15 protein-coding genes and 3 tRNA genes are annotated in these 18,713 nt (G+C 62.4%); 1 reads left to right on the top strand and 17 read right to left on the bottom strand.

All coding sequences use genetic code 11. The features are described 5' to 3' along the window. Positions 1-144 precede the first annotated feature (144 nt). The 9 genes from A9976_RS10660 to A9976_RS10620 all read right to left on the bottom strand — a co-directional run bounded on the left by A9976_RS10660 (position 145) and on the right by A9976_RS10620 (position 10,257). On the bottom strand, positions 145-474 hold the full coding sequence (locus A9976_RS10660) for a hypothetical protein (protein WP_183018980.1): 330 nt from the start codon (positions 472-474) through the stop codon (positions 145-147). 863 nt (positions 475-1,337) lie between these two features. Next, on the bottom strand, positions 1,338-2,243 hold the full coding sequence (locus A9976_RS10655; protein ID WP_259649172.1) for a transporter: 906 nt from the start codon (positions 2,241-2,243) through the stop codon (positions 1,338-1,340). Between the two features lie 199 nt (positions 2,244-2,442). Continuing rightward, entirely contained in the window at positions 2,443-3,474 is a 1,032-nt protein-coding gene (locus A9976_RS10650; protein WP_183018979.1) for an aromatic ring-hydroxylating dioxygenase subunit alpha, read from the bottom strand. 273 nt (positions 3,475-3,747) lie between these two features. Continuing rightward, the gene (gene dmpG / locus A9976_RS10645; RefSeq protein WP_183018978.1) at positions 3,748-4,767 is read right to left on the bottom strand and encodes a 4-hydroxy-2-oxovalerate aldolase; all 1,020 of its coding nucleotides are present in this window, start codon (positions 4,765-4,767) and stop codon (positions 3,748-3,750) included. 10 nt (positions 4,768-4,777) lie between these two features. Further along, positions 4,778-5,719 (bottom strand): acetaldehyde dehydrogenase (acetylating), encoded by a 942-nt coding sequence (locus tag A9976_RS10640; protein WP_183018977.1) that lies wholly within the window; start codon positions 5,717-5,719, stop codon positions 4,778-4,780. Between the two features lie 29 nt (positions 5,720-5,748). Further along, entirely contained in the window at positions 5,749-6,540 is a 792-nt protein-coding gene (gene mhpD / locus A9976_RS10635) for a 2-keto-4-pentenoate hydratase (protein WP_183018976.1), read from the bottom strand. Positions 6,541-6,665: 125 nt separating this feature from the next. Continuing rightward, positions 6,666-8,435: an FAD-dependent monooxygenase gene (locus A9976_RS10630; RefSeq protein WP_183018975.1), complete on the bottom strand. Its 1,770-nt coding sequence runs from the start codon at positions 8,433-8,435 to the stop codon at positions 6,666-6,668. A gap of 52 nt (positions 8,436-8,487) precedes the next feature. Further along, a complete protein-coding gene (locus tag A9976_RS10625; RefSeq protein ID WP_183018974.1) occupies positions 8,488-9,312 on the bottom strand; it encodes an alpha/beta fold hydrolase in 825 nt (274 codons plus the stop codon). Between the two features lie 51 nt (positions 9,313-9,363). After that, positions 9,364-10,257 carry a VOC family protein gene (locus tag A9976_RS10620; protein WP_183018973.1) on the bottom strand — a complete coding sequence of 298 codons (894 nt, stop codon included), beginning with the start codon at positions 10,255-10,257 and terminating at the stop codon, positions 9,364-9,366. A 286-nt stretch (positions 10,258-10,543) separates the two neighbouring features. Between A9976_RS10620 and A9976_RS10615 the strand changes: the two genes are divergently transcribed. After that, positions 10,544-11,536: an AraC family transcriptional regulator gene (locus tag A9976_RS10615; protein WP_183018972.1), complete on the top strand. Its 993-nt coding sequence runs from the start codon at positions 10,544-10,546 to the stop codon at positions 11,534-11,536. 283 nt (positions 11,537-11,819) lie between these two features. On the opposite strand, the gene A9976_RS10610 is transcribed toward A9976_RS10615, so the two are convergent. The 8 genes from A9976_RS10610 to A9976_RS10575 all read right to left on the bottom strand — a co-directional run bounded on the left by A9976_RS10610 (position 11,820) and on the right by A9976_RS10575 (position 18,706). After that, a tRNA-His gene (locus A9976_RS10610) sits at positions 11,820-11,895 on the bottom strand. 245 nt (positions 11,896-12,140) lie between these two features. Further along, positions 12,141-12,216: transfer RNA gene (locus tag A9976_RS10605), tRNA-His, on the bottom strand. Between the two features lie 74 nt (positions 12,217-12,290). Continuing rightward, positions 12,291-14,186, bottom strand: a complete 1,896-nt coding sequence (locus tag A9976_RS10600; RefSeq protein WP_183018971.1) for a SurA N-terminal domain-containing protein — start codon at positions 14,184-14,186, stop codon at positions 12,291-12,293. A gap of 60 nt (positions 14,187-14,246) precedes the next feature. Further along, positions 14,247-14,322: transfer RNA gene (locus A9976_RS10595), tRNA-Val, on the bottom strand. Between the two features lie 14 nt (positions 14,323-14,336). After that, a complete protein-coding gene (locus tag A9976_RS10590; RefSeq protein WP_012204727.1) occupies positions 14,337-14,609 on the bottom strand; it encodes an HU family DNA-binding protein in 273 nt (90 codons plus the stop codon). A gap of 452 nt (positions 14,610-15,061) precedes the next feature. Further along, positions 15,062-15,631: a CDP-diacylglycerol--glycerol-3-phosphate 3-phosphatidyltransferase gene (pgsA, locus tag A9976_RS10585; RefSeq protein ID WP_026062576.1), complete on the bottom strand. Its 570-nt coding sequence runs from the start codon at positions 15,629-15,631 to the stop codon at positions 15,062-15,064. A gap of 77 nt (positions 15,632-15,708) precedes the next feature. Next, a complete protein-coding gene (uvrC, locus tag A9976_RS10580; protein WP_183018970.1) occupies positions 15,709-17,661 on the bottom strand; it encodes an excinuclease ABC subunit UvrC in 1,953 nt (650 codons plus the stop codon). A gap of 58 nt (positions 17,662-17,719) precedes the next feature. Beyond that, positions 17,720-18,706: a tripartite tricarboxylate transporter substrate binding protein gene (locus A9976_RS10575; RefSeq protein ID WP_183018969.1), complete on the bottom strand. Its 987-nt coding sequence runs from the start codon at positions 18,704-18,706 to the stop codon at positions 17,720-17,722. Positions 18,707-18,713 lie beyond the last annotated feature (7 nt).

Below are 18,713 nucleotides of genomic sequence, written 5' to 3'. Positions count from 1 at the left end.
GACGACAGGCCCATCTCGGCGTTTTCGGGGCAGCTTCACCCCATCCTGCCTGGGATGGCTGGGATGGCTGGGCTGCCTGGTGGCCGTGCCTGCGCTCGCCCAGGGTCTTGCGACTCAGAGTTTCACGGCACCCGGCATCTACTCCTATGTCGTGCCGGTGGCACTCACGATGGAGCCTCCCGCCCCATCGCCACCACGCGCATCGTCCCATCCGCCAGCACCGCCCGCCGCGCCCCTGACCACGACCTGCAGGGCCGCCGTGCCCACCGGCACGACATAGGAGTAGATGCCGGGTGCCGTGAAACTCTGAGTCGCAAGACCCTGGGCGAGCGCAGGCACGGCCACCAGGCAGCCCAGCCATCCCAGCCATCCCAGGCAGGATGGGGTGAAGCTGCCCCGAAAACGCCGAGATGGGCCTGTCGTCATGCCCCGCTCCATCGCCAGCAGCGGCAGGGCAGTCATCTTCTTGCTCATGGATCCCTCCTGGCCCTCAACGTGGCCCTGTGTTCATTGGTCCTTTCATTTTGATCTTCAATAGAAAAAAACTATCAGATATCTTTGTCAATTAACCTTAATTAACAAAGAGAGGGTTCCACGGCCAACTCAAATACGGCTGCAGACATGGCTGCAAAAGCCAAGGGTGACATTGCCCATCGCTGGCTGGCATTTCAAGAACAGGGCCGAGTTGCTGGCCGCCATGAACGAGGCCATCTTGCAGGAGCAGAACCGGCAACCGGCTCCGGCGCCCCCCTGAGCGGCCACCCGTTGCGGGCATGATCCGCAGTGGGCCGCCAGCGGGCCTTACCTGCCCGTAGCCCAACCGGATAGAGCAATTGCCTTCCAAGCAATGGGGCGGGTGTTCGAGTCCCTCCGGGGCCAGCCTTTCCCCTCTGGAAACGGCTCTCCAGAAAAATCCTGGGGAACACAGGGAACATTTCTCGTTTTTCTTCTTTGCCGCAGTGTCACGAACTGCTGACACGATGCCCTCGCCAAGAGGCGCAGCCGGCCATCACTCCAAGATTCCTCCCTAACCCTTGCGCCTGACAAATCAGGTCACTGAAACACATAGCCCCCTCGGCGCCATGGTCGCAGCCGAGGGGGCTTATTTGCGTTGGGAGTTCAGGCCGTCACGCGGGCACGCGGGCACGCGCATCCGCCAGCGTGGCATCACCGCGAGCCGCGCGCAGCCAGCCATCGGCGACTTCGGCACCCGCTATTCATCGCTGAGCTATCTGGAACGCCTGCCGCTGGGCCTGAGGGTCATGGGCTACCACATCGCCAGGCCCATGGACAAGGCACGGCTGCTGGACTGGCTGCAGCAGCGCCGCGCCCAACCCTCAAAATGCCTTGTACAGCGCAAGGCGCAGCGTGCTTCCACTGGGTTGCGGTCCTGTCCCAGCCTCCACACCATAATCTTTGTACACAGCAGTTTTCAGATTGATTTTCTGTGCCGGAAATGCGTAGTTGAATTCCACGCCCAATCCATGACGCGAACCCTTCTTCTGACTGGCACCCAAACCACTGTCATGGCTGACCTGCACCTGGCTATAGCCAACCAACCCGGCCTGCATGACGCCGAAGCGCTTGCCCAGGGCCCACTCCACCGTGAACTGGTTGCCATTGCGAAACCCCTGATCGTTCCTGCCATTGCGCTCAGTCCGCGTCATGGCGGCGACTGACCAGGTCTTGGCGGTGTCAAAGTAGTAGGTGGCCCCTGCCGACAACATCCAGGTTTTGAAGCCCTTGCCAATATCGGCGGGGCCGTCGGCGCTGGCACTGTCCAGCCACAGCCCCAGTTGCACACCGGCGTCCCATCGATCACCATGCCAGGCCAGCCCCAACGGGGACACATAGACATCGCCGACACCGGAGTGGTTTTCGCGAAGGCCGAGCGTGTCCATCCTGAACGATGACCGGGCCACGGGAACTATCAGATCCATGCCCCAGTCGGCCCCCAGAAAATCGACCTTCTGCACCCAGATAAAGCGGTTTGTCAAAGCGGTGATCGTGGCTTTGTTGCTGCCCGGCAGATTCGTATCGGTGCCTGGTGCGCGCATGGATCCAATGCGATAGTTGACCCAATATCCTGCATAGTAAAAACCAGGCGGGGGAACGGTGCCCGACTCCATGCCCTCCACGCCAGGCACATAGTGCCCCTGCGCATGCGCGCCGGTCGCCATCGAAAATATACCTGCCACTGTCAGTGCAAGGCGCGTGCACTGCGTGATCATGTGGAATATCATTGCAATGTCTCCTTTTCATGCACGGAATGAAAATCGTCCCCGAGAAATACATAGACACAGGGCAACGCTTTCAATATGCAAAGACGTTCAGGAAATATTTATCTTGAAATGGCGCAGAATCATCTCGCCAACATAAGCATCGGCCAAATGGACAGGACGGTCCTCGGATTTCGCTATACCCGGAAGAAGATTCAGATCTTCACTGCCCCTGCTGGGCCTCCACGGCCGTATACACTGGAGAATTCTCCTCCTTTATTCTGCGTGACAGCACGCGGCGAGCACGAACCGCTGCGGCATCCGTGCGGAGAATGGCAGGGTGATGATCCATGAGGTCGATGGCACCGATATTTTTTTGCTGCGCCTCTATCATGGGGATGTCCTCTGTTGCGAAGATATGAAGTGATCCGCTCTTGAAGGCCTCGGTCATTTGCGCGTTGTATTTGTCTACTGTCTGGCCTGAACGTAGGAAATAGTGAGTGGTTGTCGCTGTTTCCGGCGTCAAAAAATGCCCACTTGGTATGTACCAATCACCCGTTGCGCTGTAATACTCAACAGACAGGAAGACCAGCGAAGGCACTTCCCAGCGTTCTCTCATGACGGTCTTGCCATGAGGCGCCAGCCGGGGGTTCATTGTCAAAGCAAGCGCCAATGGCTTGTCGTCCGGAAGTGTGCTGGTGAAATGGACGGTATCGCCCTCTTGCTCAAGCTGGCTGTGGGCCCGCGCGATGGGCGACGCCAGCATGGGATGCAGGAATTCGATATGACTCAGGTCCAATAGATTGTCCACCGCCAATTGGTAGTTGCCACGGACATAAAGATAGCCGCTGAGCCAGTCGGCGTCATCTTCCGTCAGTCGAGAAAAATCAGGAATCAGCGAGGCGTCAGCCAAGGACGCTTCGCCCATCCATATCCACAGCATTTCATGGCGCTCCACTAGTGGATAAGTTTTGAGCCGGGCACGGGCAGGCGGCCGGTCGCCACTGGGCGTCGCGGTGCACATTCCGGCGGGAGAAAATCGCAGCCCGTGGTAGGGACACTGGATCTGCTCGCCACAGACGGTTCCCTTGTGCAAGGGTGCCAGACGGTGCGGGCAACGATCGTCCATGGCCACCAGGGTGCCCGTTTCGGTACGAAAAATGACCACGGGTTCGTCCAGAAAAATACGCCCTAATGGTTTGACCGTGGCTTCTTCTGCGTGCCCGGCAACATACCAGCAATTTCGCAAATACATGATTTTCTCCTATCTGTTTGCCGAATCATGGGCATAGCATGAAATCAAACCGGAACCTGAATGGCTTGTGCACCAGGATGCGTGCACTTCAGAACCCGGCCGATACTGGCAAGGGGCGTCCATCATGGGTTTGTCTCCTTTGATGTATTTATTTACATGACATATTCTGTGGAATGCCGTAACCGTGGTCTATCTCGGCATTGCACGCCTTTGTCAGGTCCTTGCACGGCTTGCGTCGATTGGCATTGATGGGGCACGCGAGCCTGGGCGCGATCACGCCTTGCTCTGATTCAGCAGGTCCAGCGCCACGTCCACGATCATGTCCTCCTGCCCGCCAACCATGCGCCTGCGGCCCAGCTCCACCAAAATGTCGACCGTCTTCAAGCCGTACCTGGAGGCCGCCGCTTCGGCGTGGCGCAGAAAGCTGCTGTAGACGCCGGCATACCCCAGCGCCAGCGTCTCGCGGTCCACCCGCACCGGACGGTCCTGGAGCGGACGCACGATGTCATCGGCCGCATCCATGAGCCGGTGCAGGTCGGTTCCGTGGTTCCACCCCAGGCGCTCGGCAGCAGCGACAAACACCTCCAGCGGCGCATTGCCCGCACCAGCACCCATGCCGGACAAGCTGGCGTCGATGCGGTCGCAGCCCTCTTCCACTGCGACGATGGAGTTGGCTACGCCCAAGCTCAGGTTGTGGTGTGCGTGAATGCCGGTTTGCGTCTCCGGTTTGAGTACGTCCTGGAAGGCACGCAGGCGGTCGCGCACGCCATACATGCTCAGCGCACCGCCGGAGTCCACCACATAGCACACGGTGGCGCCATAGCTTTCCATCCGCCTGGCCTGTTCGGCCAAACCCCTGGGCGTCTGCATGTGGCTCATCATCAGAAAGCCCACCGCCTCCATGCCCAGCTTCCTGGCGTATTCGATGTGCTGCCTGGAGACATCGGCCTCGGTGCAATGCGTGGCCACACGCACAATGCTCGCTCCCGCATCGAAGGCAGCCTTGAGGTCATGCAAAGTGCCAATGCCCGGGAGCAGCAGGGTAGCGACCTTGGCATGCCGAACCACGCTGGCGACGGCCTCGATCCACTCCAGGTCGGTATGGGCGCCGAAGCCGTAGTTGAAACTGCTGCCCTGCAGACCGTCTCCGTGGGCCACCTCGATGGAGTCGACCTTGGCCTCATCCAATGCCCTGGCAATCTGCCTGGCATTCTCGACAGAGTACCGGTGCCGGATGGCATGGCTGCCGTCACGCAGCGTCACGTCGGAGATATAGAGTTTCTTGCCGGGCATAGCTTGCCCCTCAGGCGTTGAGCATGCGCAGCGCGATTTGCTCTGCGGTATGAAGCCCGGCACTGGTCATGATGTCCAGATTGCCCGCATACGCCGGCAGGTAGTGGGCAGCTCCCTCGACCTCCAGGAATATGGAGGTCTTCAGGCCACTCAGGCGGTCGCCCACGCCAGGAATACGGATCGGATTGCCGGGGTCGATGCGATCGAACTGCACGCGCTGCTTGAGGCGATAGCCTGGCACATAGGCCTGCACGCTCTTGACCATGCTCACCACCGACGCCTCCATGGCGTCGGTATCGGCCAGCTCACTCAAGGTGTAGACCGTATCCCGCATGATCAACGGCGGCTCGGCCGGATTCAGGATGATGATGGCCTTGCCTTTGACGGCACCTCCTATCTTCTCGTTCGCCCTCGACGTGGTCTCGGTGAACTCGTCGATATTGGCACGCGTGCCAGGGCCCGCACTTTTGCTGGAGATGCTCGCCACGATCTCGGCGTAGTGGACCTTCGCCACCTGCGAGACCGCCGCCACCATCGGAATAGTGGCTTGGCCACCGCAAGTGACCATGTTCAGGTTTCTGGCCTCCAGGTGCTGCTGGCCATTGACCACGGGAACGCAGTACGGGCCGATGCCTGCAGGCGTCAGGTCGATCATGCGCATGTCCGGCCTGATCCCGCGCAGGAAGGCGTCGTTGCGGATATGCGCCGAAGCCGAGGTGGCATCGAACACAAGACCGATATCCTGGAACACCGGCAATCCCGCCAGCCCATCCACCCCCTCGTGCGTGGTGGCAACGCCCATGCGCGAGGCACGCTCCAGTCCGTCGGAAGCGGGGTCGATCCCCACCATGGCAGCCAGCTCGATGTGCTTGCCGTGGCGCAGGATCTTGATCATCAGATCCGTTGCGATGTTGCCGCTGCCCAAGATGGCAGCCTTCAATTTGCGACTCATCTGCGCTCCTTTAGGTCTCGGTTGGGCCGTCAGACGGCTGCGAACCGGGTGCGTACACTCCCGATGCCGGTGACATGGGCCACGAATTCGTCACCGCGATGGGCCTCCACCATGGGCCCCAGTGCACCCGTCAGGACCAGGTCGCCCGCGCGCAGCGGCTCTCCCATGGCGGCGAGCTTGCGAGCGAGCCAGACTGCGGCATTCAAAGGATGCCCAAGGCATGCGGCGCCGTTGCCACTGGACACTGGCTGGCCGCCTTGCAGCAGATTCATTTCCACCAGTTTCAGATCCAGCCCGGCCAGGGCGGTAGGAACCGCGCCCAGAACGATCGCGCCACTGGATGCGTTGTCGGCCACCGTGTCCGTGAAGCCGATGTCCCATCCGGCGATGCGGCTGTCCACGATTTCGATCGCCGGCAACACATATTCGGTGGCACCTATCACGTCGACGAGCGTGGCATCGAGCATCGGGATATCCCGTCCGAGCACCAGCGCGACTTCGGCCTCCACTTTGGGCTGGATCAGGCGTGCGAAGGGCACGCTTTCACCATCGCCAAAGACCATGTCGGAGAACAATGTTCCGAAGTCCGGCTGCTCGACGCCAAATTGCCTTTGCACGGCCGGTGAAGTCAGGCCGATCTTGCGCCCCACCACACGCCGTCCTGCACGGATCGCGTGCTCCACGTTCCTGCGCTGGATCGCGTAGGCAGAGGCACCCCCGTCGTTCGGCAACCGTGACCGCAGGGGCTGCATCGGCGCGCGGCGAGCCTCTGCCGTGCGAAGGCTCAGCGCCAGTTCTTGAATCAGATCCGATGTTTGCATTGGGTTTTCCTGCATTGGCATTGCGCACTCTTTCTGCGGGATCTCTGCGTCAGCTCAATAGCCGGGTCGGACCAAGACGGCGACCGGCCTGGTCGAACGGCAGGCGTCCTGCGGTGGCAGGCCCATCAGCGCCCCAGAATCTGGAGCACCGCCGGCACAAGGCCATCGCGGCTGGCCGAGGAGCAATCCGCAGCACGCCATGCGATGAACATGTCGGGGCGCACCAGCAGCGCGCCGGTCTCGTCAAGGCCCGACACGCGCGCCCAATCGCCATGGCTATCCACGTATTCCTGACCCGGGCCTATCACATGCATGTGCAAATCGATCCCCAACTCATGCGCTGCCATGGCGACCGTCTCGGCCCAGGCCTGACCGGCCAGGCCTGTCAGCAGCGTGAAACGGCCTTTGCCACACAGGTCCAGCGTCGAGACCTTGCGTTGCAAGCATGTCAGCCACGCATGGGGTAGATGGGCACCAGGTCGTGTGCTGGGCTGGTAGAAATACACCGGATCGCGTGAGAAACCAGGGTCCGCCGTTCCGTCGGCTACGATCGCACTGGAGACGTACCGTTGGTTCAGTTCCACGCCATGGGCGGCGCCAAAACCGTCCAGCGTCTTGTCCATCGCTTGCCGCAACGACTTGCGCATGCGGGCTCCGTCGGCCGAAGGCTCTTTCAGCCGTGCCAGCGCGTGCTCCATGTCCTGCTCGCAAGCGCCGGGCGGCAGCTCCAGCGCCTGGAACAGCGGCCCAAGAGTCAGGGTGCTCTGGAAAGCATGCTCCACCACCTGTCTGGCGATTGGCGCACGTTCTGCCTCGTAGGAGGCCAGCAGCGCTGGGCCTGCCTGGCCCTTGAGCACCAAGGCCAGTTTCCAGGCCAGGTTATAGGCATCCTGGATGCTGGTATTCATGCCCAGCCCGCCGAAAGGCGTGTGGCGGTGCACGGCGTCACCCATGCAGAACACGCGGCCGTTGGTGTTGTTCAGCGCATACTGTCGATTGTTGACCCAGTGGCCAATGGCATCGATCTGGATCGGCACCGTGTGCGTCCCCAGGATTCTGCAGACCATCTCGCGCGCCTCCTGGTCGGTCGGTCTGTGCACGCCGCCGGCAAGCTCGTAGCCCACCACGCACATCCATTTGTTCCAGGGCCGGATCATGCGCATGACGCCAAACCCGGGGCCGGCAGCCGGACCGTTCAGACCTCGGCCCACCTGCAGAATCCAGTACATGTCGCTGGGACGATGGGCGCAGAACGCGGAGAGGTCCGCAGTGAACTCGATATTGACCGAGCCGGACTCACCGAAGGCCAGCTCGCCCTCGAAGCTCAGCCCAATGTCCTGCGCCACCTTGGATCTGGCGCCATCGGCGCCAATCAGATACCTGGCACGGACCTCATACTCCAGCCCGCTCACGTGGTCGGCCAGGCGTGCCGTCACGCCCTCGGCGTCCTGCACATGCGACAGATACTCGGTGCGAAAGCGCAGGTCCGATCCGCGCTGGCTGGCTTCGGCCACCAGCAGTGGCTCCAGGTAGAGCTGGGGCAGATCACAATAGGTGGTGGGGCTCGCCTTGAGCTGCGCGCTTCGGGCGGCATCCGAGGTTCCCCAAGCTGGAATGCGGCCCAACTCCTCGCCCACCAAGCTGGTCGCGTAGGCATGCTCGCCCATCAACTCCCAGGGCGTGGCCAGCTTTTTGGCAGCCTCTTCGATGCCGAAGTCGCGCAGGATTTCCATCGTGCGCTGGTTGGTGATGTGCGCGCGCGGCCCGGGGGAGGTCGAACGGTACCTGTTGATGACCGTATTCTTCACGCCCGCCTGGGCCAGGGCCACCGCAGCAGCAGCACCCGCAGGCCCGGAGCCAACGATGAGAACATCAGTTTCAGCCGGTTTTGACACGACGTTGCCTCCAATTTTCCAAGGGGATGAAAAGTAGCTGGCGCCGTTCGGCTCAGCGGTCGAGAAGCAGGAAGTCGATGGTTACGCGGCTGAATATCTCCGGATATTCCATCATGGCCCAGTGGCGGCAGTGCGGCAGAAAGTAGCCTGTCGAATGGTCCAGCAGCTGCAGAAAACGCAGGTTGTCCTCCATCGGAATCACCAGATCATCCTTTCCTGCGAACACCAGCGCACGCGTCTTCACGGCCGCGATCTGCGCTTCCTCGTAGTGCAGGCCGCCGCGTTCCTTGACCCAGCCCATCGTGGCCTTGTAGGCCGCTTTCCTGGCGGGCTGGATGGACAGCTCGTAGCGGTAGCTCAGCAGTTCCTCCGACATGCCCAGATCGGGGTTGGCGAGCACGCCCACGATCTTGCGCATCCCCTCCAGAGTGAAGTCGTAGTTGATCACCGGGGCCAAGGCGGCGTTGAGATCGCGGTTCAGGCCGGCACTGCCCATCAGCACGATGTTCCTGACCAGCTCGGGACGCTGCATCGCCACCCCCAGGGCTGTGGCCCCGCCCATCGAGTTGCCGACGATATGCACCGGCTGCCCGTCGCCAATCGCCTCGATGAAGGCGATGGCCTGGGCAGTGCGGGCGTCCTGCGCGTAGCTGAACAGCGCCGGATCGGGTGCATCGGAGGCGCCAAAGCCGACCATGTCCATCGCCAGCACGCGTGCACGCCGTGAGAAGAGCGGGAAGCAGTTCTTCCAGTTGCCGCAGGCGTCGGCGCCAGCGCCACCACCGTGGATCAGGATGATGGTCTCGCCCGAGCCCGCTTCGTAGTAAGCGGTTCTGAATTCACCGGTCTGGATGAGTTTGTGGTCTTGTGGGTTCATGGTCATGTCTTCCTTGATTGATCTGAAGGAAACCGGAGATGCAGGCGCAATTCAGGCGCACGGCGAGATGTGGCCCCAGTCACTGAGCTGCGAGTAAGTCTTGACCTCCCAATCACGGTCATCGATCACGAGGCCCCCGTGGCCAAACTCGAGCTGAACACCGGAAGGCGTCACCACATAGAACGAGAACATCTGATCATTCGGGTGGTGGCCCAGGCCCGTGGCCACCGGGAAGCCGGCTTTGGCGCAGCGATCGTGTGCCATGCCGACATCGTTGAAGTCCTCCACCTCCAACATGAAGTGGTGCAGCTTTTTGGGAAAGGGCACAGCGGCAGCCGCCAGAGAGTGGTGGCGGCCAGTGACGGTATGAAAGAACGTTGCGTCCACCTGCACCACGCCATGGGGCGTTTCCAGCGGAGCACGGACATAGTCGCTCAGGCGCAGGCCCAGGATCTGGCGCGCAAAGTCCAGCGTGGCGGGGTAATTTCTGCCGGCCACCAGAATGTGGCCCATTCCCAGGCGCCCCGTCACAAAGCCCTTGTTCAGCACCTTGGAGGCGAAGCGCTCGGCTGCGAATTTCATGCCGAAGGCGAATTCATGGCGCAGGCCGTTCGGGTCCATACAGGCATACGCCTTTTCGACGCAACGGCGCTGCGTGGCTTCTCGGTCCACCACGTTCACGGCCAACCCTTTGGCAGCCAGCGCACGCACATAGTCCTCCAGCTCGGCTTCGGTATCGAACATCCAGCCGGCGTAGCTCAGGTCGTCGCAGCCATCGTGCTCCAGAACAACGCGCTGCATGCGGTCGTCCATGCGCAGTGCGAGGCTGCGGTGGCCATCACGCTCGCCCGCCTGCAGGCCGAGCACGTCCACCAAGAGGGTTTCCCAACGCGCCAAATCGCTGACGCCGAAGCCCAGGTAGCCCAGGGAACTGATTTCTGCCATGAGATATGCCTCCTGATATCGATGGGTACGCAGTCGGCCGGGACGCCGCTCCTGCGGAGCATCGACACGCTTCACCGCCTGCTTGCAGTGATTGTTCTGGCCAGGCCGTCCCCCGGTCTATCGCCTGGCCGCACGCCGTTATCCAGCGGCTGCACGGCACCTCACAGGACCCCGGTTCAAAGGGAAAACCAGACGAACGATTGACCGAAGCCTGTGATATTTCTTGCTGCGTGATTCACGTTTGCGTTCACCCCGATCGCCCCACCAGAACCTCAGGAGTCGACGCATGGACACCTCCACGCTACAGCGCCACTGTGTGCTGCACGGTGTTTCCGCAGACACCGTTTCGGCGCATGCCCAGCAGCGCATTGCCCAGCATCAGGTCCGGCCATCCAATGGGCGACAGATCAAAGAAGGCTACCTGCACCACGTCTCGCTCGGCAGCATGGCGGTGGCGAACCTGGGTTTCGGCGCAGAAACGCTGATCGACGGTTTCCCGACGCAAGACAACTACTACATCCAGATCGTCCTGTCAGGACAGCTTGACGTCTGCATGGGCGGCCATTCGTACTCCGTGGACAGCAACGCGATGGCGATCATCAATCCCATGCGTCCCGCGCTGCTGCATCACAGCGCCGACTGCTGCGCACTGATCGTGCGCATTGAGCGCAGCGCGATGCAGCAGCATCTCACCGGCCTCCTGGGCCACACCGTGGCGAACCAGGTGGAGTTCACACCTTTTGTACTGCGCAACCAGCAGCGCGTGGGCAGTCTGGTCCGCTCCATTGAGCACATCTGTGCGGAACTCGAGGACCCCTACGCGACCATCCACACGCCCAAGCTGGCCCGTATTTTCGAGAGCCAGCTGACAGACACTTTCTTCTGGGCCGTACCACACTCCCACTCGGATCGCGTCGAACGGGTGATCGGCAGCGACGGCCCGGAGTGCCTGCTGCGTGCGGAGCGCTACGTGGACTCACACCTGGCGCTGGATCTCTCGCTGGCCGACATGGTGCTGGCCTCGGGCACCAGTGAGCGCAATCTCTACAAAGCGTTCAGGACCTACCGGGATCTCACACCCATGGGCTACCTCAAGGCACAACGTCTGCGCAAAGCAAGGCGCGAGCTCGAGAGCTCCCGAAACCCGACTCTGTCCATTGCCGAAATAGCTATGGAAGTGGGCCTGTCGCACCTGGGAAATTTCTCTGCAGACTACAAGCGCATGTTCGGCGAGTTGCCTTCGGAAACGCTGAGGCGGCGCAATCGCGCCCTGTATTGATTTCAATGACATGATCCATGAAATCCCTGGGGCCGCAGACATACTCATGGACGCTGGGATCAGGCCGGGCCAGCAGGGCTGCGGCGTCCAGTCTGCAGGGCCGTCGTCGAAACGCCACTGCAACGGGCACGCCCAGATCGTTTCGCCCCGAAAGGCGGCACGTACGTACGAGCGCACACTCCCAGCCTCCATCTCCTGCCATGGCCGAAGCGAATATTCGACATCCCTGGCAACGGAAAAGCAAAAATCCCCAGTGCATTCCTGCACTGGGGATTTTTTTGTTTGGGGTGGCTGATGGGGCTCGAACCCACGACAACAGGAATCACAATCCTGGACTCTACCAACTGAGCTACAGCCACCGTAGAAGCATCGAATTATATGCCAGAAACCGGCAGCCAAATGACTTGCGGGCAGCAACTGCTGTGTTGCCCTGTGCGCTGCACGATCAGATCTCGCCGGAAGACGCGGCCAGCAGCCCCTCTGTGCGCCTGCCGCAGGCAAAACGCCCTGCCTGCCTGATCTGGAGGCTTCGGGCATCTCCAGCCAGAACCGCCGCCGAAAGCAAAAATCCCCAATGCAATTCTGCACTGGGGATCTTTTTATTTGGGGTGGCTGATGGGGCTCGAACCCACGACAACAGGAATCACAATCCTGGACTCTACCAACTGAGCTACAGCCACCGTAGAAGAATGCTATTGTATGTCAATAAACTGCTTGATTTTTGAAATTTCTGTTTTTCTAGAAATTTCTCTCATCAGGGGCGCGGGACCTTGATCTGCACCTTGAGCTGTTTCTTGAGAAGCTCGTAGTATGCCATAGCTTCTGCGACCGCAGAGCTTCGCAGGAAGTCCTGCTTCTGCGCGGCAGCGGCCTGTGCATCATCGGCCGGACGCTCGACGATGCGGTTGATCTTGACCACGGCATAGCCTTGGGCACCCATGTCGACACCCGTCCAGGCAGGCAGTTGAGCGGTCGGTGCACGCAGGGCGGCATCCACCACTTCGCGCGACTGGCCTTCCGGCTGGTCACGGCTGATCACCTTGGCGGCAGGCAGTTGCGCCGCATCAGGCTTGGCCTTCCATGCTGCAAGCTTGGCCTCGCCATCGGCCTTGGCCAGTTCGGCGGACTTTTGCGCCACGTACAGGGTGCGCAGCTTGTCGCCGACCTCGGCCATGGGCAGCGTGCGGGCCGGCGTGTACTCCACCACGCGGCCGGCCACCAGCTGGCTGGAACCCAGCTCCACTGCATCGGTGTTGCGCTTGTTGTTCAGCGAGTCGCTGGAGAACAGCGCTTCCAGGAAGCGGGGATTGGCCAGGGGACCCTTGACGTTGGGGCCAGGCTGGCGCGTCACATGGTCTGCCTTTTGCACGGTGAGCTTGAACTTTTCGGCCACGGGCTGCAGGCTGTCCGACTGCTCGTAGACCGCATTGGAGAAACCTTCCGCCAGTTCGGCGAACTTGCGCTGGGCCTGTTGCTGCTTGAGTTCGGCTTCCAGCTTGGGACGCATCTGCTCGAAGCTCGGAGCCTTGGGCTTCTTGATGTCCACCAGCGAGATGATGTGGTAGCCGAAGTCGCTGTGCACCACGTCGCTGATGTCGCCCACCTTCATGCCGAAGGCTGCGTCCTCGAAGGGCTTGACCATGGCACCGCGGCCGAAGTAGCCCAGATCGCCGCCCGATGCAGCGGAGCCGCCGTCCTGCGAATTGGCCTTGGCCAGTTCGGCGAAGCGCTTGGGGTCCTTGCGCAGCTCGGCCAGCAGTTCCTCGGCCTTGGCCTTGGCTTTTTCCTGCTCGGCGGCAGGCGCATCCTTGCTTGCATTGATCAGGATGTGGCTGGCGCGGCGCTCTTCGGGGCCGGCCAGGCGCTCGGCGTTCTGGTTGTAGTAGGAACGCACATCGTCTTCGCTCAGCGTGATGCCGGCCTCGATGCTGGGAACGTCCAGCAGCAGGTACTCCACCTTGGCCTGCTCCGATTGCTGGAACTGGCTGGTGTGGGCATCGTAGTAGGCCTTGAGTTCGGCCTCGGTGGGCTGGACCTTGCTGGCGTAGGCGCTGGCTTCAAAGCGAGCCACCTGCACTTCGCGGCGCTGGTACAGCGCATCGATGGCCTGCCTGACCTGGGTGTCGGTCGCAAAGGCCGTACCCGTCACGCCACCCATCACCTGGTTCATGGACAGCTCGCGGCGCAGGTTGGCCTCGAAGCCTTCGGGCGTCAGGCCCTGAGATCCGACCAGGGCGCGATAGGCCTCGGCATCCATCGAGCCATCAGGCTTTTTGAGCGCGGCAATCGCGGGGATCTCCTGCAGCGTGCGCACCAGCTGCGCATCGGATGCGGCCAGGTGCATCTTCTGCACGGCAGCGGCCAGCACCTGGTCACGCACCATCTTCTCCAGCGTGGCGTAGCGCGCCTGCGGCGAGTCCAGCAGCTTGGGGTCGATGTTGGGGTTCTCGGCGCGCAGGCGATCACTCTCCATGCGGTGCGCGTTCTCCCAGTCGGCCTGCTTGATCTCATGACCATCGACACGTGCGACGATGACGCTGGACTCCGTGAAGTAGTTCTGGTTCACACCCACGAAGATGAACGAGGGAATGATCAGCAAGAACAACAAGATCATCACGAACTTGGAATGCTTGCGGATGGATTCGAACATGGTCTGTCGTCTTTCAATGGCAGAAATAGAAAAGGCGAACTTTCGTTCGCCTTTTGTTCTTGGTGGGTGCTGACGGGGTCGAACCGCCGACCTACGCCTTGTAAGGGCGCCGCTCTACCAACTGAGCTAAGCACCCCACCTTGACTGGTGTCAGTTCAGGGCATCTTTCAATGCCTTGCCCGGACGGAACTTTGGAACCTTGGCGGCCTTGATCTTGATGGTTTCGCCGGTGCGGGGGTTGCGGCCCGTACGAGCAGCGCGCTTACCAACGGCGAATGTGCCAAAACCAACGAGCGACACTGTACCACCCTTTTTGAGGGTTTTCTTCACAGCCTCAATCGTGGAATCCAGTGCGCGAGCAGCCGCAGCCTTGGAGATGTCGGCGTTGTTAGCGATGTGCTCAATCAGTTCGGTTTTATTCACAAGATGCCTCTGGAGAAATAAGTGAATGGGATGTCTCTGCGGCCACCAACTTGGCTCGGCCAGAGACCCGGCGCGACGGATACGGAATCTGGCTTGCCGCTGGACGCCTGCCCCGGGGGCAGACATCGGTGAATTAAAGCCATCGACCTTCCAGGTGTCAATGCACGCTGCGCATCGCAGCGACAGGGGACGATTCTATGCGGTTTTGGCGCCAGCTTTGGCTTTGCGGCCGGTTTTTTGCGCCCGGCGCAGGCTAGCGGCTTCACGAATTGACAAGGGTTGACAATGGACTTGTCCTCTGCAGGCCTTGCCGGTGCTGCAAAGCGCATCATCGCTTCGCATCCGCGGCGCCACAGCTGCTGCCCTGCCTGATTCAAATGCTTCCGAAAAAATAGCAACGCCAGACAGTTTGACGTGTCTGGCGCAGGATCCGGGACCGGTCGAAAAGGCCCTCAGTGCGTGACCCGCGCGCGGATCTCGGGCAGGGCTTTTTGCAGGTAGTACACCATGGACCAGACGGTGAGCACCGCCGCCACCCAGATCAGCACCTGGCCCCAGACGCCGGTGTCGATCATGCCGAACACACGGCCGTCGTACAGCAGGAAGGGGATGGCCACCATCTGCGCCGTGGTCTTGAGCTTGCCCAGCATGTGCACGGCCACGCTCTTGCCCGCGCCCAGGTGGGCCATCCATTCGCGCAGGGCCGAGATGGCGATCTCGCGGCCGATGATGATCAGGGCCACGAACACGTCGGTGCGCTGCAGGTGCACCAGCACCAGCAGCGAGGCGCAGACCAGGAACTTGTCGGCCACCGGGTCGAGGAAGGCGCCGAAGGCCGATGTCTGGTTGAGCTTGCGCGCCAGGTAGCCGTCGAGCCAGTCGGTGGCCGCGAAGACGATGAACATGACCGTGGCGACCAGGTTGCGGGTCGCCACATCGAACGGCGCGTAGAACACCCCGACGATCAGCGGAATCGCGACGATCCGCGTACAGGTCATCAAGGTGGGGATTGTGAGAAACATGGCCGCCATTGTGTCACGTACCTTGGTGTTTGAGGTTCTGTTTCAAGGCCCGCGGTGCAGCCTGCGGGACGGTCATTTCAATGCAATGCACGGTAGATATCTTCAGCCAGCGCGGCCGAGATGCCATCCACGCTGCACAGGTCCTCGACGGTGGCTTCGGACACGCCGCGCACGCCGCCAAAGCGCTGCAGCAGGCGTGCGCGCTTCTTGGGACCGACGCCCGGAATCTCCTCGAGCTTGCCGCCGCCCACCCGCACCTTGGCACGCGCCGCGCGCATGCCGGTGATGGCGAAGCGGTGGGCCTCGTCGCGGATCTGGGCCACCAGCATCAGCGCGGCCGAGTCATGGCCCAGGTAGATTTTCTCGCGCCCGTCGGCAAAGACCAGCTCCTCCAGGCCGACCTTGCGCCCTTCGCCCTTCTCCACGCCGACGATGCGGGAGACATCCAGTCCAAGCTGGTCGAACACCTCGCGTGCCATGCTGACCTGGCCCTTGCCGCCATCGACCAGCACCAGGTCGGGCAGTTGCGGCTGCTTGCCCGTGAGCTCGGCACCTCCCGCCTCTCTTTGGGCTTCGGCGACGCGGCTGTAGCGGCGGGTCAGCACCTGGCGCATGGCCGCGTAGTCGTCGCCGCCCGTGATGCCCTCGATGTTGAAACGCCGGTATTCGCTGCTTTGCATCTTGTGGTGATGGAAGACCACGCAGGAGGCCTGCGTGGCCTCGCCCGCCGTGTGCGAGATGTCGAAGCATTCGATGGTGAGTTCATCGAGGTTTTCGCAGGCCAGGTCCAGCGCCTCGACCAGGGCGCGCGTGCGCGCCTGCTGCGAGCCTTCTTCGGCCAGCAGGCGGGCCATCTGGATGTCGGCATTCTTTTGCGCCATCTCCAGCCAGATGCGCCGCTGCTCGCGCGGCTGCTGCACGGCGGTGATGCGCACGCCGCCTTGCTCGCTCAGCAGGGCCAGCAGCTTCTTGTCCACGGGATGGCTGACGATGAGCACGGGCGGCACGGCCACGCCGGTGTAGTGCTGGGCGATGAAGGCCTCCAGCACGATGTCCTCGACCGGGCGCGCGGACTCGGCAAGGCTGGCCTCTTCCTCGCTGGCGTAGACCGAGGCGGCATCGCCCAGATTGGCGGGAAAGTACGGCCGGTCGCCCAGGTGGCGACCGCCGCGCACCATGGCCAGGTTCACGCAGGCGCGGCCGCCCTGCACTTTCACGGCGAGGATGTCCACGTCGCGGTCGTCGGCGGTTTCTATGACCTGCTGGTGCAGCACGCGCGACAGCGCCGTCATCTGGTTGCGCACCTCGGCGGCCTGCTCGTATTCCATGCGCCCGGCGTGCTCCATCATGCGGGCCTCCAGCTGGCGCAGCAGTTCCTGGGTTTCGCCGCGCAGCATGGCCTCGGCATTGCGCACGTCCAGCGCATAGGCTTCGGGCGAGATCAGATCCACGCAAGGGCCGCTGCAGCGCTTGATCTGGTAGAGCAGGCAGGGCCGCGAGCGGTTGGCGAAGACCGTGTCCTCGCAGGTGCGCAGCCGGAAGACCTTCTGCAGCAGCTGTATGCTTTCCTTGACGGCCCAGGCATTGGGATAGGGGCCGAAGTAGCGGTGGCGCTTGTCCACGGCGCCGCGGTAGTAGGCCATGCGCGCGAAGCGCTGGTGCGCGGGCTCGCCGGCCTGGCCGTCGCGCGCAGCCACGCCGGTGATCTTCAGGTAGGGATAGCTCTTGTCGTCCCTAAACAGGATGTTGTACTTGGGGTGCTGCGTCTTGATGAGGTTGTTTTCCAGCAGCAGGGCTTCGGCCTCGGAGCGCACCACCGTGGTCTCCAGGCGAGCGATCTTGCCGACCATGTGGCCTATGCGCGTGCCGCCATGGTTCTTGCTGAAATAGCTGGAGACGCGGCGCTTGAGGTTGATGGCCTTGCCCACGTACAGCAGGCTGCCTGCCGCGTCGAAATAGCGATAGACGCCGGGCAGGCCCGGCAGCGCTGCCACCTGGGCCAGCAGTTCATCGGAATGGGGTTCGGACATGCGCCTATTGTGGCCGCTGCCCGGGCCCGCCGCAGCGGGCCTGCGGGCCTTCAGGCTCTTACTCGGCCTCGATCTTCGAGGACTTGACCACCTGGGACCAATTGGACCACTCGGTCTTGACCATGGCGCCCAGCTGCTGCGGGTTCATGTAGTCCGCCGTGGCGCCCTGCTCCTGCGCCTTTTGCTTGAAGGCCGGGTTCTCCACCACCTTCTTGAGGTCGGCCGCGAGCTTGTCGATCACGGGCCTGGGCGTGGCGGCGGGCGCAAACACGGCAAACCAGGAGGTGGCGTTGACGCCCGCATAGCCGGCCTCGGCCGTGGTGGGCGCATCAGGCAGGCTGGGCAGGCGCTGCGTGCCGGTGACGGCCAGCACGCGCAGCTTGCCGCTTTGCACGTGGGGCATGAAGGGCGGCGCCGTGCCGAAGGTCAGGTCCACCTGGCCGCCCAGCAGGTCCTGCAGCGCGGGACCCGTGCCCTTGTAGGGGACGTGGACCATCTTGATGCCGGCCTGCTGCTCCAGCATGGCGCCCGTCACGTGCTGCAGCGAGCCATTGCCTGATGAGGCGTAGTTCAGCTTGCCGGGGTTGGCCTTGGCATAGGCCACGAGTTCGGCCAGCGTCTTCACGGGCAGTTCGGACCGCACCACGATGATCTGCGGCGCCGACAGCACATTGGCCACGGGCTGGAAGTCGCCCTGCTCCCAGATGCGGGCCTTGGTCAGGTGGGGCGAGATCACGTGGTAGCCCGAGTACTGCATGAGCAGGGTGTAGCCATCGGCCTCGGCACGCTTGACCAGGCTGGCCGCAATCGAGCCGTTGCCGCCGCCCTTGTTGTCCACCACCACCGACTGGCCGATCACGGGCGCCAGCGCCTGGGCCGCCATGCGCGCCGCCAGGTCGGTGGTGCCACCGGCTGCGGCAGGCACGATCATGGTGATGGTCTTGGCGGGGTAGCCGCCCTGCGCCAGCGCGGCCGTGCCGCCCAGGCCCAGTCCTGCGATGGCGATGGCCACGGCTGCGATCTGCCTGCGTTGAATCTTCTTCATCTTTGTC

Origin of the sequence: Delftia sp. UME58 (genome assembly GCF_014170385.1) — a bacterium.
Classification (GTDB): Bacteria; Pseudomonadota; Gammaproteobacteria; order Burkholderiales; family Burkholderiaceae_C; genus Comamonas; species Comamonas acidovorans.
This window is presented reverse-complemented; position numbering and strand designations above follow the sequence as displayed.

What these genes read in the sequence shown, in the direction of transcription:
- A9976_RS10575 (WP_183018969.1), bottom strand. Translation starts at nt 18,706, where the DNA reads ATGAAGAAGATTCAACGCAGGCAGATCGCAGCCGTGGCCATCGCCATC.
- A9976_RS10600 (WP_183018971.1), bottom strand. Translation starts at nt 14,186, where the DNA reads ATGTTCGAATCCATCCGCAAGCATTCCAAGTTCGTGATGATCTTGTTG.
- A9976_RS10650 (WP_183018979.1), bottom strand. Translation starts at nt 3,474, where the DNA reads ATGTATTTGCGAAATTGCTGGTATGTTGCCGGGCACGCAGAAGAAGCC.
- dmpG (WP_183018978.1), bottom strand. Translation starts at nt 4,767, where the DNA reads ATGCCCGGCAAGAAACTCTATATCTCCGACGTGACGCTGCGTGACGGC.
- A9976_RS10655 (WP_259649172.1), bottom strand. Translation starts at nt 2,243, where the DNA reads ATGATATTCCACATGATCACGCAGTGCACGCGCCTTGCACTGACAGTG.
- pgsA (WP_026062576.1), bottom strand. Translation starts at nt 15,631, where the DNA reads ATGTTTCTCACAATCCCCACCTTGATGACCTGTACGCGGATCGTCGCG.
- A9976_RS10660 (WP_183018980.1), bottom strand. Translation starts at nt 474, where the DNA reads ATGAGCAAGAAGATGACTGCCCTGCCGCTGCTGGCGATGGAGCGGGGC.
- mhpD (WP_183018976.1), bottom strand. Translation starts at nt 6,540, where the DNA reads ATGCAAACATCGGATCTGATTCAAGAACTGGCGCTGAGCCTTCGCACG.
- A9976_RS10640 (WP_183018977.1), bottom strand. Translation starts at nt 5,719, where the DNA reads ATGAGTCGCAAATTGAAGGCTGCCATCTTGGGCAGCGGCAACATCGCA.
- A9976_RS10615 (WP_183018972.1), top strand. Translation starts at nt 10,544, where the DNA reads ATGGACACCTCCACGCTACAGCGCCACTGTGTGCTGCACGGTGTTTCC.
- uvrC (WP_183018970.1), bottom strand. Translation starts at nt 17,661, where the DNA reads ATGTCCGAACCCCATTCCGATGAACTGCTGGCCCAGGTGGCAGCGCTG.
- A9976_RS10620 (WP_183018973.1), bottom strand. Translation starts at nt 10,257, where the DNA reads ATGGCAGAAATCAGTTCCCTGGGCTACCTGGGCTTCGGCGTCAGCGAT.
- A9976_RS10625 (WP_183018974.1), bottom strand. Translation starts at nt 9,312, where the DNA reads ATGAACCCACAAGACCACAAACTCATCCAGACCGGTGAATTCAGAACC.